The following is a 16095-nucleotide window of genomic DNA, read 5'->3' as shown; positions in this document are numbered from 1 at the left end:
CCGCACCTCCCGGCTCCGGAGCAAACCGAAGCCGGCAAGGGGCGTGGACTTCCGGACACCGAAGCGGGGCGGTACAGCCGGCCAGGCACGGCCGCTGACCAGGAAGCGCCCGCGCGAGCTGTCCCATCGGGCGTACGCGCTGTCCCGCCACCCGACTCCGTCCACCCCGGCGGTCACATGGGCGGGTTGCCGTGCTTGCGGGAGGGCAGGTCGGCGTGCTTGGTGCGGAGCATCGCCAGGGACCTGATGAGGACCTCGCGGGTCTCGGCCGGGTCGATGACGTCGTCGACCAGACCGCGCTCGGCCGCGTAGTACGGGTGCATCAGCTCGGACTTGTACTCCTTGACCATGCGGGCCCGCATGGCCTCGGGGTCCTCGGCCTCGGCGATCTGCCGGCGGAAGATGACGTTGGCGGCGCCTTCGGCGCCCATGACGGCGATCTCGTTCGTCGGCCAGGCGTAGGTGAGATCCGCACCGATGGACTGGCTGTCCATGACGATGTAGGCACCTCCGTACGCCTTGCGCAGGATCAGGGAGATCCGGGGCACGGTCGCGTTGCAGTAGGCGTAGAGGAGCTTCGCGCCGTGGCGGATGATCCCACCGTGCTCCTGGTCGACGCCGGGCAGGAAGCCAGGGACGTCCAGGATGGTGACGATCGGGACGTTGAAGGCGTCACACATCTGCACGAAACGCGCGGCCTTCTCGGAGGCCTCGATGTCCAGGACTCCCGCAAGGGTCTGCGGCTGGTTGGCGATGATGCCGACCACCTCACCCCCCAGGCGGGCCAGCGCGCAGAGGATGTTGCGCGCCCAGCGCTCGTGGACCTCCAGGTACTCGCCGTCGTCGACGAGCTCCTCGATCACCTTGGCCATGTCGTAGGGGCGGTTGCCGTCCGCCGGCACCAGGTCCAGGAGCGCGGTGCTCCGGCGGTGGGCCGAGTCGTCCGAGACGGCCGTCGGAGGCAGTTCCCGGTTGTTCTGCGGGAGCATCGACAGGAGGTAGCGCACTTCGGCGATGCAGGTCTCCTCGTCGTCGTAAGCGAAGTGGGCCACGCCGCTCGTCTCGGCGTGCACGTCGGCGCCGCCCAGCCCGTTCTGCGTGATCTCCTCACCGGTGACGGCCTTGACCACGTCGGGGCCGGTGATGAACATCTGCGAGGTCTCGCGGACCATGAAGACGAAGTCGGTCAGGGCGGGGCTGTAGGCCGCGCCGCCCGCGCACGGGCCGAGCATCACGGAGATCTGGGGGATGACGCCCGAGGCCCTGGTGTTGCGCTGGAAGATGCCGCCGTAGCCGGCGAGGGCGGAGACGCCCTCCTGGATCCGGGCGCCGGCGCCGTCGTTGAGGGAGACCAGCGGGGCACCCGCCGCGATGGCCATGTCCATGATCTTGTGGATCTTCGTGGCGTGGGCCTCGCCCAGCGCGCCGCCGAAGATGCGGAAGTCATGGGCGTAGACGAAGACCGTACGGCCCTCCACCGTGCCCCAGCCGGTGACGACACCGTCGGTGTACGGCTTCTTGGCCTCCAGGCCGAACCCGGTCGCCCGGTGCCGGCGCAGCTGCTCGACCTCCTGGAAGGACCCCGGGTCCAGGAGCAGCTCGATGCGCTCCCGGGCGGTCAGCTTGCCCTTGGCGTGCTGCGCCTGGGTCGCCTTCTCACTCGGGCCCGCCAGCGCCTGCGCACGGATCTCGTGCAGCTCGGCCACCCGTCCGCGCGCCTCGTGGAGTTGCTGCTTCTCCCCCGGGCGGTCGTCCAAGACCGTCATCGGTCCTCCTCCTCACCACTGTGCCGGGCCGTCGGGCCCGGGCTCTTGGGTCGTGCCTGTTTCGGCAGCGCCCGGCCGCGTCCCTCGGCGAGCACCGCCTGGGGCGGCAGCCGGCGCACGGCCTGCCGGGGCGCGGGTCCTTGGATCGCGGCCGCGGCGGCGTGGCCGCTGCCGCAGGGGACGTCCACGACGGTCCAGCCGGCGGGCCGCGACGGGGAGTGCGCCCCTTCGTCCCCGAGGTACACGTCCGACATCCAGCCGCCGACGCCGATGCCGGTCCCCTTCAGGTACGCCTCCTTGCGGGTCCACAGCCGGGCGAACACAGCGGGGCGGTCGCCGGCCGTATGTTCCTCCAGCTCGCGCCGCTCGCTCGGGTGGAGGGCCGGTGCGCACACCTCGACACGCTCCGGTCGCGGGAGCCGCTCCACGTCGACGCCGACCGGTGAGCAGGCCACGCCGACGAGGACGGCGCCCGGGCTGTGCGACAGCGAGAAGTGCGCGCTGGAGTCGACCAGCACCGGGCGCCCGTGCGGAGAACCGCACCGAGGACAGTCCGCCCGCGCGAAGGCGATGTCCTGCGGCGTCGTCCCCAGGTACGCGGCCAGCAGGCGCCGCAGCGCGATGTGGGCGACCACGTACCGCTCACGGTCGGCGGGCCGCCGGAACGCGTCCGCGCGAACGCGCTCCGCCTCGTCCAGTTCGTGCACCGCCAGCGGACCGTGCAGGCCGGCCGTCTCGGGGGCGGGCAGCAGCCAGAGGTCGAGCCGCCCCCGCCGCAGCCGCGGCTCGGCCCCGAGCTGGGACCACGAGGCGGTCATACCGCCCACTTGCGTACGTCGTCGAGCAGACAGGCCTGGCGCAGCGTCTCCTCGGCCGGAGCGGCACCGGCGCGCACCGAGGCGACGAAGGCGGCGATCGTGGCGGCCACCTGGTCGTGGGGGGCCAGCCGGATCTCCTCACGGCCCCCGCCCCCGTCGAGTTCGATCACGGGGACGAAGTCCGCCGGCGGGGTGAACGCACGGTCCACCGTGATGCGGCCCGCACTGCCCCACAGTTCGTACCGGGAGAGGTACTGGTGCTCCATACCGAAGGTGATCTGTGCCGTACCCCCCTCACCTGTGCGCAGGAGGACGGCGCCCGAGGTCTCGACCTCACGGCCGCGCCCCCGGGTGAGCTCAGCCCCGACGACCTCCAGATCGGGGCCGAGGAAGTGCAGGGCCGCGCGCAGCGGGTACAGGCCGACGTCCGCCAGCGCGCCGCCGCCGAGCTCGGGCCGGTGGCGGATGTCCGTGTCCGGCAGCGTGGGGACGGTGAAGGCCGCGTGCAGCGCCCGGAGTTCGCCGATCGCGCCGTCGGCCACCATGCGCCGTACCGCTTCGTGCCGCGGGTGGTGGACGAACATCACGTTCTCCATCAGCGCCAGCCCGCGGTCCCGGGCCAGGTCGAGGAGTTGCCCGGTGCGGGTGGCGTTCGTCGTCAGGGGCTTCTCCGCGAGCACATGCTTGCCGACGTCGAGAGCGGCCTCGGCCCACCGGTCGTGCAGCGCAGCGGGCAGCGGTACGTAGACGGCATCCACCTCCTCGAGGTCCAGCAGCTCGGCGTAGCCCCGCACCGCGCGGCCCCCGAAGCGCTCCGCGACCCGTTCCGCCTTCTCCAGGGAGCGGCTGGCGATCGCGACGATCTCGACGTCCGCGTCGGCCGCGAAGCCGGGGAGCATCCGGCGCACCGCGATGTCGGCGCAGCCGATCACCCCGACGCGCACCGGTTCGCTCATCGGGCGGTCACTGCCGTCGCGTTGAGGCACGCCAGCAGGGTGCGCCCCTGGACGTTGAGGTAGTGGCCGTGCCGGACCAGGGAAGTGAGCTGTGCCGGGGTGACCCAGGCGTAGCCGGGTGGCGGGTCCTGGGGTGCGTCGGCCTCATCCGCGTCGACGATCAGGTAGCGGCTGTCGGCGTTGAGGAAGCGCCCGCCCTCCTCCGAGTGGACGGCCTCGTAGCGGACGCGGTCCTCGCGGGCGCGCAGCACCGTGTCGAGGAAGGGCGGCCGGTCCCGCGCGTCGAGGTGGGCGTAGTTCTCGGGGGTGTACTGCACGGTGGGACCCAACTCGATGGTGTCGAGGAAGCCGCCCTCCACACGGGCGTGGACCAGGACGTGGGGCACGCCGTCGAACTCGCGGATGAGGAAGGCGGTGACACCCTGGCCCACCGGTTCGAAGAGGGGCTGGGTCCACCCGGTGACCTCGCGGTTGCCCGCCCGTACGGACACTGCCACCACCCGGAAGTAGCGGCCGTCCTCGTGCTCGATGGCGCTCTCGCCGCGCTTCCACCGGGGAATGCCCGCGAGCGGGACACGCTCGGCCCGCACCGCGTGGCGGGCGCGTTCCCCGGTGATCCAGGACAACAGCTCGATGTCGCTCAGCAGCGCTCCCGCTGCGGCGTCCGGGTGCGGCAGGCAGGACAGCACGGTGCGCGAGTCCATGTTGACGACGTTGTCCCGGTGCAGCAGTTCGCTGATCTGGCCGAGGGTGAGCCAGCAGAAGTCGTCGAGGAGCGGCACGTCACCGGTCGCTTCCACGATCATGTTGCGGTTGGACTTCCGGTAGAACCAAGAGCCGTGTTCGGACTGCAGCACATCGGCGACGACCCGCCCGCGGCGCGGGCCGGCGAAGTACTCGATGTACTTCACGTCCGCGCCCTTGTGGACCTTCGTGTAGTTGCTGCGGGTGGCCTGGACCGTCGGCGAGAGCTGGAGCAGGTTCGGGTTGCCCGGCTCCATCTTCGCCTGCATCAGAAAGTGCAGCACCCCGTCGAACTCCTTGACGAGAATGCCCAGGATGCCCACCTCGGGCTGCTTGATGATGGGCTGGTGCCAGTCGGCGTACGGACCGTCCCCGTAGGGGCCGTCCTCCTCCGTGACGTGCAGCCCCTCGACGGTGAAGAAGCGGCCGCTGCGGTGCGCGAGGTTGCCGGTGCGGCCGTCGAAGGACCAGCCGTCCAGCTCCGCGAACGGTATGCGGTCCACGCGGAACTCGTTGGCCCGGCCGCGCTCGGCCAGCCAGGTGGCGAAGTCTTCGGTGTCCAGCTGGACGCCTTCGGCGGCCGCCGCGGAGAGCGCGATGCGGGACGGCGCACGCACGTCCGCACGTGCCTGGAGCGGGGTATGAAGGAGCGGCGAAGGCATCAGAGGACTCCTTGGGTCTGGTGCGCCGGAGCGGGGATGGGGTGGGTGACCACCGGCGGCCCGGTGTGCGGAGCGGGCCCGGGGGCCGAGGGCGGGCAACCGGTCGGTGACGCCGCCGCGCGGCCGCGGTGTCCGCCCGCCGGCCGGCCGGCCGGCGGGCGGGGCTTCCGCGCCGGGAAAGCGGGGGAAAGCGGTTCCCGCACTGTCCATACGTCGTCGTCCCGGTCTCGGGAGCACAGTGGCCCGCGGGCTCAGCCGCGCGCGGCCACGAACTCCTTGATCGAGGCGGTGACGTAGTCCAGCATCTCGTCGGTGAGCGCCGGATAGACCCCGATCCAGAAGGTGTGGTCGGTGATGATGTCGCTGTTCGTCAGCTCGCCCACGACACGGTGCGGCTGGTCGATGTAGGCCGGGTGCCGGGTCAGGTTGCCGCCGAACAGCCGGCGGGTGCCGATCTTCCGGTCCTCCAGGAAGGCCACCAGCTCGGCACGGCTGAACGGCGCCTCGGGGTCCACCGTGAGCACGAAGCCGAACCAGCTCGGGTCGGAGCGGGGGGTGGCCTCCGGGAGCAGCAGACCCGGTACGCCGTCCAGGCCGTCCCGCAGCCGCCGCCAGTTGCGCTTCCTGGCGTCGATGAAGTCGTCCAGCTTGGCCAGCTGGGTCAGCCCGAGGGCCGCCTGGATGTCGGTCGCCTTCAGGTTGTAACCGACGTGCGAGAAGATGTACTTGTGGTCGTACCCGGCGGGCAGGGTGCCCATCTGGTACTTGAAGCGCTTGAGGCACTTGTCGTTCTCGCCGGGCTCGCACCAGCAGTCCCGGCCCCAGTCCCGCAGCGACTCCACGATCCGGGCGAGGCCCAGGTTCGAGGTCAGTACGCAGCCGCCCTCACCCATGGTGAGGTGGTGCGCCGGATAGAAGCTGACGGTGGTCATGTCGCCGAAGGAGCCGGTGAGCTTCCCGTCGTACAGCGAACCGACCGCGTCGCAGTTGTCCTCGATCAGGAACAGGTCGTGCTGCTCGGCGAGTTGGGCGATCTCGGTGACGGGGAACGGGTTGCCCAGCGCGTGCGCGATGATGATGGCCCGTGTCCTGGGGCCGATCGCGGCCGCCACCCGGTCGGCTGTCGCGTTGTAGGTGGTGAGGTCCACGTCCACGAAGACCGGGACGAGGCCGTTCTGCAGGATCGGGTTGACGGTGGTCGGGAAGCCCGCCGCGACGGTGATCACCTCGTCGCCCGGCTGCAGCCGCCTGTCCTCCAGGACGTGCGAGGTGAGCGCCGAGACGGCCAGCAGGTTCGCCGACGAGCCGGAGTTGGTGAGGTGGGCCTTGCGCAGCCCCAGTCGTCGGGCGAAGGCCGACTCGAACTTGCGGGAGCTGCGTCCGGCGGCGATGCGCATCTCCAGCGCGGCCTCCACCAGGGCCGTCCGGTCGGCCTCGTCCAGCACCGCGCCGGACGGCCAGATCTCCGTCGTACCGGGGACGAACTCGCGTTGCGGGGAGACCTCCTGGTGGTACTTGCGGACCTCTTCTAGTACCAGTTCCTTGCGGTCGCTCACGATGATTCCTCTTCCAAGTCCGGTGCGTTGGCCGTGACGCCGAGCGGTGGGTGCGCCGGCGGCAGTACAGGCGCGAGCAGATCGCGCAGGGAGTCGTCGAGGCACCGGCGCGGCCGCCAGCCCAGCAGCCGCTCGGCGCGCGCGATGTCCAGCTGCTGCCGCGCGACGTCGGTGCGCGAGGGCGGGACCTCGGGGGCCTCCACGACGGGGACCTCCAGGCCGCTGAGGGAGACCATCCGGTGGATCAGCCCGCGCATCGGGACCGCCTCGCCGCGGCCCACATTGATCACCCGGCCCGTGACGGCCGCGCCCGGTGCCGTGGCCGCGGCCAGCACTGCGGCGGCGGCGTCGCCCACGTCCACCAGGTCGCGGGCCGCGCGCAGCGGCGGGAGCCGCAGCTCGGGGGCCTTCTCGCCGCGCGCGTCGGCGCGCGCTGCCTCGCCGAGACGGGCCGCGACCCCGCCGAAGAGACTGCCCTGAGGCATTCCGGCACCGATCACATTGGCGAGCCGGAGCACCACGCCGTCGACGCCCCGTTCGGACGCGGCGCGCAGGACGGCCCGCGTGCCCAGGAGTTTGGTGCGGCCGTACGCGGTGACCGGGGCGGGCTCGTGTTCCTCGCCGGTGGCGGCGTCCGGGACGCCGGCCCCGTACTCGTGGACGCTGCCCAGCTGGACGAGCCGTACCGGCGGACCGGACAGCTCGGCGAGCGCCGCGACGAGGCGCTCGACCAGGTCGGCGTTGCCCGCGGCCATCTGTTCCTCGTCCGCCCGCCAGGCCCGGCCGGCCGCGTTGATCACCACGTCGGCGCCGGTCGAGTCGAGCAGCCCGGCGATCTCCTCCGGCGCCGCCGCGAGCAGGTCCAGGCGTACGGGTGAGCGACCCCGCGCGGGGTCGTACCCACTGGTGCGGGACACCGGGTGGACCCGGGCGCCGAGCACGGCGAAGGCCTCGACGATGTGGCGGCCGAGGAATCCGGTGCCGCCCAGGACGACGACCGAGAGCCCGGCGGCCGGACGGGCGTCAGCCCGCACGGTGCGCCTCGTACTTGACGGCCTTCCACCAGTCGGGGTTGTCCCGGTACCAGGCGACCGTCTCGGCCAGGCCCTCCTCGAAGCCGGTCAGCGGCGCGTAGCCGAGCTGCTCACGGATCTTGGACTCGTCGATCGAGTACCGCAGGTCGTGCGCCTTGCGGTCCGGGACCCGGCGGATCATCTCCTCGCCCGTGCCGGTCAGTTCGAGCAGCTTCTCGGTCAGGGCGAGGTTCGTGTACTCGTTGCCGCCGCCGATGTTGTAGATCTCGCCGGGCCGCCCGTGGTTGAGCACCAGGTGGATGCCTCGGCAGTGGTCGTCCACGTGCAGCCATTCGCGGACGTTGCGCCCGTCGCCGTACAGCGGGACCTGGCGGCCCTCCAGCAGGTTGGTGACGAACAGGGGGATGACCTTCTCGGGGTGCTGGTACGGGCCGTAGTTGTTGGAGCAGCGCGTGATGGACAGGTCCACGCCGTGTGTGCGCCAGTACGTCTGGGCGACCAGGTCGGAGCCGGCTTTCGAGGCGGCGTAGGGCGTGTTGGGCGCCAGCGGCCACTCCTCGGTCCAGGAGCCCTCCTCCATCGAGCCGTACACCTCGTCCGTGGAGATGTGCACGACCCGTTCCACACCGCTCTCCAGCACGGCGTCCAGCAGGGTCTGGGTGCCCATGACGTTCGTGTGGAAGAACTCGCGTGCCCCCACCAGGGAGCGGTCGACGTGGGACTCGGCCGCGAAGTGGACCACGGCGTCGTGGCCGGGAACCAGTTCGCGCATCAGGTCGCGGTCGCAGACGTCGCCGCGGACGAACACCAGCCGCTCGTGCGACGCGGGCAGGTTGTCCCGGTTGCCCGCGTAGGTCAGCTTGTCCAGGGCGGTGACCTGGGCGCCCGCCCAGCCGGTGTACGCGTCGTCCAGCAGTTTGCGGACGAAGTTGGAGCCGATGAAACCGGCTGCTCCGGTGACCAGGATCCTCATGCCGCGACCTCCACTCGGGTGTGGTCTCCGACGACCAGGCAGTGATGGTCCGTGCCCCGGCCGGTGGTGCCGACGGAGGCGGCGCGCCCGATCAGCGAGTCGCGCAGGCCGTGGACACCGGTGACCGATGCCTCGTCGAGGGCTATGGAGCTCTCCAGCCGGCTGTCGGTCACCAGGCAGTTGCGTCCGATCGAGGTGTACGGGCCCACATGGCTCCCCTCCACGACGGTGCCGGTGCCGATGATCGCCGGGCCCTCGACCCGGGACCGCAGGATGCGCGCCCCCACCTCGACCACGACCTCGCCGACAAGGACACTGTGGGCGTCGACGTACCCGTCGACGCGCCGGCTCAGGCCGTCGAGGAGATGGCTGTTGCACTCCAGGACGTCCTCGACCCTGCCGGTGTCCTTCCAGTAGCCGTCGTACCGGCTGGCGCGGACGTCAGCCCCGCAGGAGACCAGCCACTGGACGGCGTCGGTTATCTCCAGCTCGCCGCGGGCGCTGGGCTCGATGGCCCGCACCGCCTCGTGGATGGCGGGCGTGAAGAAGTACACGCCGATCAGCGCCAGGTCGCTGCGCGGCTCCGGCGGCTTCTCCACCAGGCGCAGCACCTCGCCGTCGGGTCCGAGTTCGGCGACCCCGAAGGAGCGAGGGTCGGACACCTTGTGGACGACGACCTGGGCGGCCGGGCGGTGCGTGGTGAATTCCTCGGCGATGCCGGTGACGCCGTCGGGCAGCATGTTGTCGCCCAGGTACATCACGAAGTCGTCGTCGCCGAGGAAGTCGCGGGCGATGGACACGGTGTGGGCCAGTCCGCGTGGCGCGTCCTGGGCGATGTAGGTGATCCGCAGGCCGAACCGGGAGCCGTCTCCGAGTACGGCCTCGATCTCGGGGCCGCGGTTGCCGACGACGACGCCGACCTCGGTCACCCCCAACTCCCGGACGCCCTGCAGTACGTGCACCAGGACGGGCGTGTTCGCGATGGGGATGAGTTGCTTGGGCATCGAGTAACTGAAAGGCCGCAGGCGGGTACCGGATCCGCCTGCAAGCACCAGAGCCTTCATCGACAGGTCCTCTCGGTTCGTGTGTTCATGCCGGCTGTTCGAGCGGTCTGAGCTCGGCGTTCAACCTCGCTGCTGTGTGGGCCGGCCACCGGGCCCTGAGCGCGAGCTGCGGGCGCCGCTGTTCGTGCGCACGCCCCGCCGTCCGGCGGCCACGCGGATCGTGGAGCGCGCCCACCGGCGCAGCCGGCCAGGTGGCCGGCGCTCCGGGGCCGCTTCGGGGTCATCGCCGTTTCCTGGCCGTACTGAAGCGCCGGACGATCGGCATCTCCACGTACCGGTGCAGCAGCCATGCCAGGGCGACGGAGACGACGAGGGCCGATGCCATGTAGGCGATCACCATGGCCACCGAGTCGAACGGGCCGTGCATCACCTTGACGTTGAGCGTGTAGAGCACCAGGTGGTGGCAGAGGTAGAAAGCGAACGACACGTTGCCGAGCAGCACCATCGTGCTCGACGACAGGAACGTGGGGCGCCGTGCGATGTCCCGCTGCGCGGCGGCGACGATGAGCAGCACGCAGGAGATCAGCAGGGGTGCGCGCTGGCCGAACAGCCATGGGCTGTTGATCGCCACGACGTAGCAGGGCACGAACGAGAGCAGCACCCACGGCATGCTCACCCTGGGGAAGCGGCCGGAGGTCACCAGGAGCGCGGCGAACACTCCGGCGAAGAAGTCGCAGAGGCGGCCGAGCGGGAGGACGTAGGCGAACCACGTCTCGAAGCCGGTTTCGTTCGGCGCGCCCACAAGCTCGCCGGTCCCGGCGGGCAGGACGTACGCGAGGATCGGTATGAGGAAGGCCGCGGCGACGCAGAGGGCCAGGCCCGTCCAGGCCGCGCGGGTGCCCAGGCCGCGGAACCAGCGGATGACGAGGGGGAAGACCAGGTAGAACGCGGCCTCCACGGCGAGCGACCAGCCCGGCGTGAGGACACTGAAGTTGACCTCCGGGTTCGGCACCCACACCTGGACGAGGCCCGCGTAGGCGAGCAGGTCCCGCCACCGGACACCCAGGTCCCACAGCAGCACCGTCGCCGCGATGCCGGCCACGTAGTACAGCGGCAGGATCTTGACGAACCGGCGGCGGTAGAAGCTGCCGATGCGGTCGGTGGCACGTGCGGACCAGGTGAGGACGAAGCCGCTGAGGACGAAGAAGAAGCCCACTCCCAGGGCGCCCAGTTGGCCGGTGGCGTCCGCGAAGGCAGTGTTGGCGCCCTGGTCGGCGAAGGTGGGGAGGACCAGGCTCGCGGAACCTATCAGGAGAAAGGAGGAGTGGCATACGAAGACCGCGAGCGCCGCGAAGAAGCGCAGTCCGGTCAGCGAGTCGAGCCTGGCAGGGCCGACGCCGGCGGGCGGCGCCCCCTCCCGGGGGGCTGCCGCCCGCTTGCGGGTCTCCACTGCGGCGAGGGCGGTCACCGCTCGGTCCTCCACATCACGACCGTCACGGCCGTCGATTCCCTGTGTCACGGACTTCCTCCAAGCGAGTACGGTCCGCGGCCGTCGGCGCGCGGGTCGGTTGTGTCGCGGGCGGGCGTCAGGGTCGGCGGCCGGGTTCGGCCGGCGCCGGTCCGCCGTGCGGCGGTCGAGCGTCGCGGGCCGGACCGTGCTCTTCGGTCCCGGTCGGCTCTGCTGACCCTGGAACGCAGGAAGGGGACGCCGGAAAACGGCGTCCCCTTCACAGAGACCAGGAGCATCGCCCCGGGACGTCACCTGCGAGCAGATGAGCACCGGGTCCGGGGGGTTGACGGCCCCCCGGTCATGACCGGCTGCCGGAGCGCAGCCGGTGGATTCTCACGACGTCGCGGGCAGGATGTTGTGATTGGAGCGGAACAGGTTGGTCGGGTCGTACTTCGCCTTGATCTGGGCGAGTCGCTCACCGGTGGCCCCGGGGTAGACGGCCTCCCGGATCCGCTCCTGTCCCGCGTCCACGATGAAGTTGGCGTAGGAGCCCGAGTCGGACTGCTGGATGGCGGCCATGAACTCGTCGGCCCAGGTCGCGTGCAGGCCGGCCTCGGCCTGGTCGGCGTAGACGGCGGAGAGGTGCGCCATGATCTTGCTCTGTCGGTGGGCGAAGGCCGTGGCGTCGGACGGGACCCGCGCTATGGCCCCGCCCAGTACCCGCAGCTGCGCCCCGGCGACCATCGCGGTCGAGGCGGTGACGCGCTCCAGGATGGTCTCGGCGGTCGCGCGGTCGACCCGGTCGATGAACATGTTGCGCGCCACGGAGATGGGGCGCTGCGTGGGGTCCGCCGGGGGGAACATCCCGGGGTAAGGGATGGCCCGCACCATGTCGGCGAGCGGCGGGGCGATCGCCCGGAACCGGCCGATGACCTCCTCGCCCGCCTCGGAGGGGCCGGCGTAGCACATCACCGCGAGAATGATCGGCTTGCCGTGGTACTCCGCGGGCACGAACGGGAAGGGAGGCGCCGTCCACACGTTCACGATCGTGGAAAGCTCCTCGGGGGCGGCCTCGGCCTCGGCGATGAAGGCCTCGAGGATCTCGGGGGTCACCGGGAGCACCAGCATTCCGCCGTACACACCGTCGACCTCGTGCAGCCTCAACTTGAAGCGGGTCGCCACCCCGAAGTTACCGCCACCGCCGCGGATGGCCCAGAACAGGTCGGGGTGGTGGTGCTCGTCCACCGACAGCAGTTCGCCGTCGGCCGTGACGATCTCCGCGGCCAGCAGATCGTCGATGGTCATTCCGTGCTTGCGGGACAGGAAACCGATGCCGCCCCCCAGGGTGATGCCCCCGACCCCGACCTGGCTGCTGTCGCCGAATCCGGTCGCGAGCCCGTGCTCCGCAGCGGCTTGGGTGTACTCCCCGGCGGAAATGCCGGTCTCGGCCCAGGCCGTACGGGCCTCGACGTCGATCTCCAGCGCTCGCATGTTGGCCAGGTCCAGGACGATGCCGCCTTCACAGACACCGTGCCCGGCCCCGCTGTGTCCACCGCTGCGGACGGCCAGCTCGAGCCCGGTCTCCTGTGCCAGCGCCACGACGCGCGCCACCTGCTGGGCATTCCGGGGCCGCAGGATGACGGCGGGCCTGCGGTCGATGTCACCCGCGTACACGGTGCGCGCTGCTTCGTACTCGGCATCATCAGGCCTGATGACCTGCCCGTACTGCTCATCGGTGAGCTCCCCGATCGGTAGGGGGGCGCGGCCGTGAGGTGCTGTCACAGAGTGACTCCTTAAAATTAACGCGGCTTAATGTGTTCGCCAGTGCGCCTGGCGGCTCCGGGGACCGATCGCCGAGTGAAGTCGTCCCGATCTCGTAGGCGCTCGGACCGTGTCATCCGAGCCTTTTTCCTGTCAACTTCGGGATGGAATTTTCGATCGAATTCGGCCAGGGCTTCGAGTTAGGCGTGCCGACATGTGGACGCTTACCTCCTGTTCGTGCGCGGCTTTCGGACGACCGGATTGCCCTCCTGCACCGGACGCCCGCCCACATTCACGCTGGTGTTTTCCCGGACACGCGGATGGCGCCCGGGAAAAGTTTCCGGGCCTCGAGGCGGTACGGATCGGGGGAACCCTTTCCCGCCGAAACCGGCGGGGGAAGGGTGGCCCGAGGGATGTCTGCCGTGGGGGGGATCCGCCCCTCGGGCCACCGGGCTCGCCCCGCGTCCTTCCGACGGTCCGTCAGGCGGGCGACTTCACGAGGGTGATCACCCGCGCGCCGTAGGCGAGGGCAGGGGACACCGAGGAGATGCCCATGCCCGCGGCGGCCGCGAGCTCCTGCCACTGGTCCTGGGTGCGCTCGCGCCCTCCGAAGAAGGCCAGCATCCGCAGGTCGGCGCTGGTGAAGGCCGGATCCGGCGCGGAAGGTGACTGGTCGGCGCACTCGATGAGCAGCACGGAGCCGCCCGGTTCGAGGGCGTCCGCGCAGTGGCGCAGGATCCGCAGGGCGTCCTCGTCCGACCAGTTGTGCAGAACGAACGACAGGGTGATCGTGTCGGCCTTCACCGGGAGCGGATCGAAGAAGCTGCCGTCGACCACGCCGACCCTGCCGGCCAGTGCGGTGCCCTCGAACTTCGCCCGCGCCCTGGCCGCCGGGCCGGGGAGCTCCAGCAGGGTGGCGCTGATGCCGTGCTCCTTCGCCAGCACGGTGGTGAGCAGATCGCCGTCGGCGCCGCCCACGTCGAGGATGTGACGCACGCCGGTCCAGTCGTGCTCTTCCGCCACCTGGTGGAAGACGGTCCGCTGGCCGTGCGCCATCGTGTCGTAGAAGGTGGCGCCGAGGGACGGATCGTCCGAGACCTCGTCCCAGAAGTCCTTGCCGTACCGCAGCCGGTAGACGGCGCCTCCGTCGCGGACGGCTTCGAAGAGGTGGACGAGCGCGAGGTCCGCCCGCCCGACCATGTGAGCCGGGTCCAGCCACCCCACCTGGGTCGCGGGGTGACCGTGGGCCAGCAATGCGCCGATGGCGGTGGGCACGTAGTGGTCCGGTGCGGACTCGGCCAGCACGTCGACGGCGACCAAATGCCGGATCAGCCTCCTCAGCGCGTCCTCATGCGCGTCTGTCGCCTTCGCGAGCGATGCGACGTCGTGCACGCCGTCCCGCATGTGGTCGACCAGCCGCAGGCTCGCGGCCACCCTCAGCGCCATGGGGGTCACCAGGTCACCGAGCCGCAGCAGTGCGGCGAACCCCGAGGAGGCGTCGGCGATGGCGGTGGGACTGCCGGAACCGCTGTCTTCTGGCGTCCCCGCCAGGCCGGTCGTCGGTTCGTCCGTGGACAAGCGATTCTCCTTTTTCGTGAAGCACGGTCGGTGATGGACTGAGATCTGCGCAGAGGGTGAGAACCGCTCCCGGACGGAATCCGTCCTCAGCGGACGCCGGCGGGGCCGAACCACCTGGTGAGCGCGGACCTGAGGTCCGCGGTGGCGGTCTTCGGAAGGGCCGAGCCGGGGGCGACGGGCGCGGCCCAGGCGACATGGCCGTCGGGGCGGATCAGCACGGCGGCGGGGGCCGGGACGTCACCGATCACCGGGAACGCCCAGTGATCCTCCTGGGGCTCTGCCTCGACGAGGTCCACCCGGTCCGTCCAGCCGTCGAGGGCGGCACGCAGATCGGGTCGGCCGGTGAAGTCGAGCAGTACAGGTCGTGCGGCGTGCAGCAGCTCGTAGACGCGCAGCTGCCCGGAGGGCGACTTGATGTCGAGGTCGGTCATCCGGCGTCCCAGGGCCGGATGACCGTCGCCCACCGGGTAGTAGGTGTCGAGCTGGCTGATGACGCCGCCCAGATACCGATTGCCGTCGTCGAACTCGATGAGGTCGCTGAACACCTCGCGCAGCGCGTCGGCCTGCGTGCTCGCGCGCCAGATGGCGGTCTGGGCGCGGACGTTGTTGAGCACGCGCTCGGTGGCCTGGCGCCGTTCGGCGTCGTAACTGTCCAGCAGGTCCTCGGGGGCCTGCCCGCGCACGACCGCGGCGAGCTTCCAGCCCAGGTTGACGGCGTCCTGGAGCCCCAGGTTGAGCCCCTGTCCACTGGAGGGGAAATGGACGTGGGCGGCGTCCCCGGCCAGCAGGACCCGTCCAGCGCGGTACGTGTCGACCAGCCGGCAGGCGTCGCTGAACCTGTCGAGCCGGTACGGGCTGTGCATGCCGAAGTCCGTACCGGCGATCTTGGCGCATGCCTCGCGGAGCGTCTCCAGGGTCACTGGGGCGTCTCGGTCCGTGACCTTGTCGAACTCCACGGTGATCACCCGGTACATGCCGGGGTACTCCGAGTGGAAGACCATGAAGTACCCGTTCTCCCGTCGGCCCTCGGGGCCGAAGATGACCTCGGAAGGTGGGTCGGTGAGCTCGACGTCGCCCAGCAGCGCGGTCAGCGTGGCCGGCGTGCCGGGGAACTTGATGCCGGTCAGCTTGCGTACGACGCTGCGGCCGCCGTCGCAGCCCACCAGATAGCCGGCTCGCAGCCGCTCGGTGCCCTGATCCCCGGCGATCTGCACCTCGACCCCGGTCTCGTCCTGGCGCAGTCCGGTGACCTCGGCGGACCGGCGCAGCCGTACACCCAGCTCGATCGCACGCTCCTCCAGGAGTTGCTCGATCCGGGTCTGGTGCATGGCGAGCGCGTAGGGATGCCTCGTCGGGAAGTCGTCGATGTCCAGGTGCATGAAAGCGAAATGCGCGAGCGGCATGGCCTTGCCGACCGCGAGGAACCGGTCCACGATCCCGCGCTGGTCGAGCAGTTCCACGCTCCGAGCGTGGAGGCCGCCGGCCCGTGACTTGTCGTTTCGCTCCGCGAGCCGCTCCAGCACCAGCACGTCCACTCCGGCGAGCCGCAGCTCGCAGGCGAGCATCAGCCCGGTCGGGCCGCTGCCGGCGATTATCACATCTGCCATGAGGCCACCTCTCTCATTCCGCCGCAGAAATGCATGCAAGCGGTTCGCTTGTGTTCTGTACGGGCCGCTCATGTTCTGTACGGGCCGGCGGGAAATGCTTGTCGCGCAGCGGTCGGGAGTTCCTGATCCGCACACGTCTTCGGCTTTCGCAACGGCGGGCCGCCGCGTCCTCGCCGTCGTGGGGAA

12 protein-coding genes are annotated in these 16095 nt (G+C 70.8%); all 12 read right to left on the bottom strand.

Features of this window, described 5'->3' with window-relative positions; genetic code table 11:
* Positions 1–173: 173 nt before the first annotated feature.
* Positions 174–1766, bottom strand: a complete 1593-nt coding sequence (locus tag ACIBBD_RS24735; RefSeq protein ID WP_399421690.1) for an acyl-CoA carboxylase subunit beta — start codon at positions 1764–1766, stop codon at positions 174–176.
* Entirely contained in the window at positions 1763–2584 is an 822-nt protein-coding gene (locus ACIBBD_RS24730) for a 4'-phosphopantetheinyl transferase family protein (RefSeq protein WP_399421688.1), read from the bottom strand. Before ACIBBD_RS24730 ends, ACIBBD_RS24735 begins: the two co-directional genes overlap by 4 nt.
* Entirely contained in the window at positions 2581–3540 is a 960-nt protein-coding gene (locus ACIBBD_RS24725) for a Gfo/Idh/MocA family protein (protein ID WP_399421687.1), read from the bottom strand. Before ACIBBD_RS24725 ends, ACIBBD_RS24730 begins: the two co-directional genes overlap by 4 nt.
* Complete coding sequence (locus ACIBBD_RS24720) at positions 3537–4946, bottom strand: NDP-hexose 2,3-dehydratase family protein (RefSeq protein WP_399421686.1); 1410 nt, start codon at positions 4944–4946, stop codon at positions 3537–3539. The genes ACIBBD_RS24725 and ACIBBD_RS24720 overlap by 4 nt, the downstream gene beginning before the upstream one ends.
* Before the next feature lie 251 nt (positions 4947–5197).
* Positions 5198–6502, bottom strand: a complete 1305-nt coding sequence (gene rfbH / locus ACIBBD_RS24715) for a lipopolysaccharide biosynthesis protein RfbH (RefSeq protein WP_399421685.1) — start codon at positions 6500–6502, stop codon at positions 5198–5200.
* Positions 6499–7536 (bottom strand): NAD-dependent epimerase/dehydratase family protein, encoded by a 1038-nt coding sequence (locus ACIBBD_RS24710; protein ID WP_399421684.1) that lies wholly within the window; start codon positions 7534–7536, stop codon positions 6499–6501. The genes rfbH and ACIBBD_RS24710 overlap by 4 nt, the downstream gene beginning before the upstream one ends.
* Positions 7526–8509, bottom strand: coding sequence for a dTDP-glucose 4,6-dehydratase (gene rfbB, locus ACIBBD_RS24705; RefSeq protein ID WP_399421683.1), 984 nt, complete (start codon positions 8507–8509; stop codon positions 7526–7528). Before rfbB ends, ACIBBD_RS24710 begins: the two co-directional genes overlap by 11 nt.
* Positions 8506–9573 (bottom strand): glucose-1-phosphate thymidylyltransferase, encoded by a 1068-nt coding sequence (locus ACIBBD_RS24700; protein ID WP_399421682.1) that lies wholly within the window; start codon positions 9571–9573, stop codon positions 8506–8508. The genes rfbB and ACIBBD_RS24700 overlap by 4 nt, the downstream gene beginning before the upstream one ends.
* Positions 9574–9793: 220 nt before the next feature.
* Positions 9794–11032, bottom strand: a complete 1239-nt coding sequence (locus ACIBBD_RS24695; RefSeq protein ID WP_399421681.1) for an acyltransferase family protein — start codon at positions 11030–11032, stop codon at positions 9794–9796.
* Between the two features lie 324 nt (positions 11033–11356).
* Positions 11357–12745 carry an FAD-binding oxidoreductase gene (locus ACIBBD_RS24690; protein WP_399421680.1) on the bottom strand — a complete coding sequence of 463 codons (1389 nt, stop codon included), beginning with the start codon at positions 12743–12745 and terminating at the stop codon, positions 11357–11359.
* A gap of 459 nt (positions 12746–13204) precedes the next feature.
* Positions 13205–14302, bottom strand: a complete 1098-nt coding sequence (locus ACIBBD_RS24685; protein WP_399421679.1) for a methyltransferase — start codon at positions 14300–14302, stop codon at positions 13205–13207.
* Between the two features lie 86 nt (positions 14303–14388).
* On the bottom strand, positions 14389–15909 hold the full coding sequence (locus ACIBBD_RS24680) for an FAD-dependent monooxygenase (protein WP_399421678.1): 1521 nt from the start codon (positions 15907–15909) through the stop codon (positions 14389–14391).
* Positions 15910–16095 lie beyond the last annotated feature (186 nt).

This window comes from Streptomyces sp. NPDC051315 (genome assembly GCF_044455165.1).
Taxonomy (GTDB): domain Bacteria; phylum Actinomycetota; class Actinomycetes; order Streptomycetales; family Streptomycetaceae; genus Streptomyces.
This window is presented reverse-complemented; position numbering and strand designations above follow the sequence as displayed.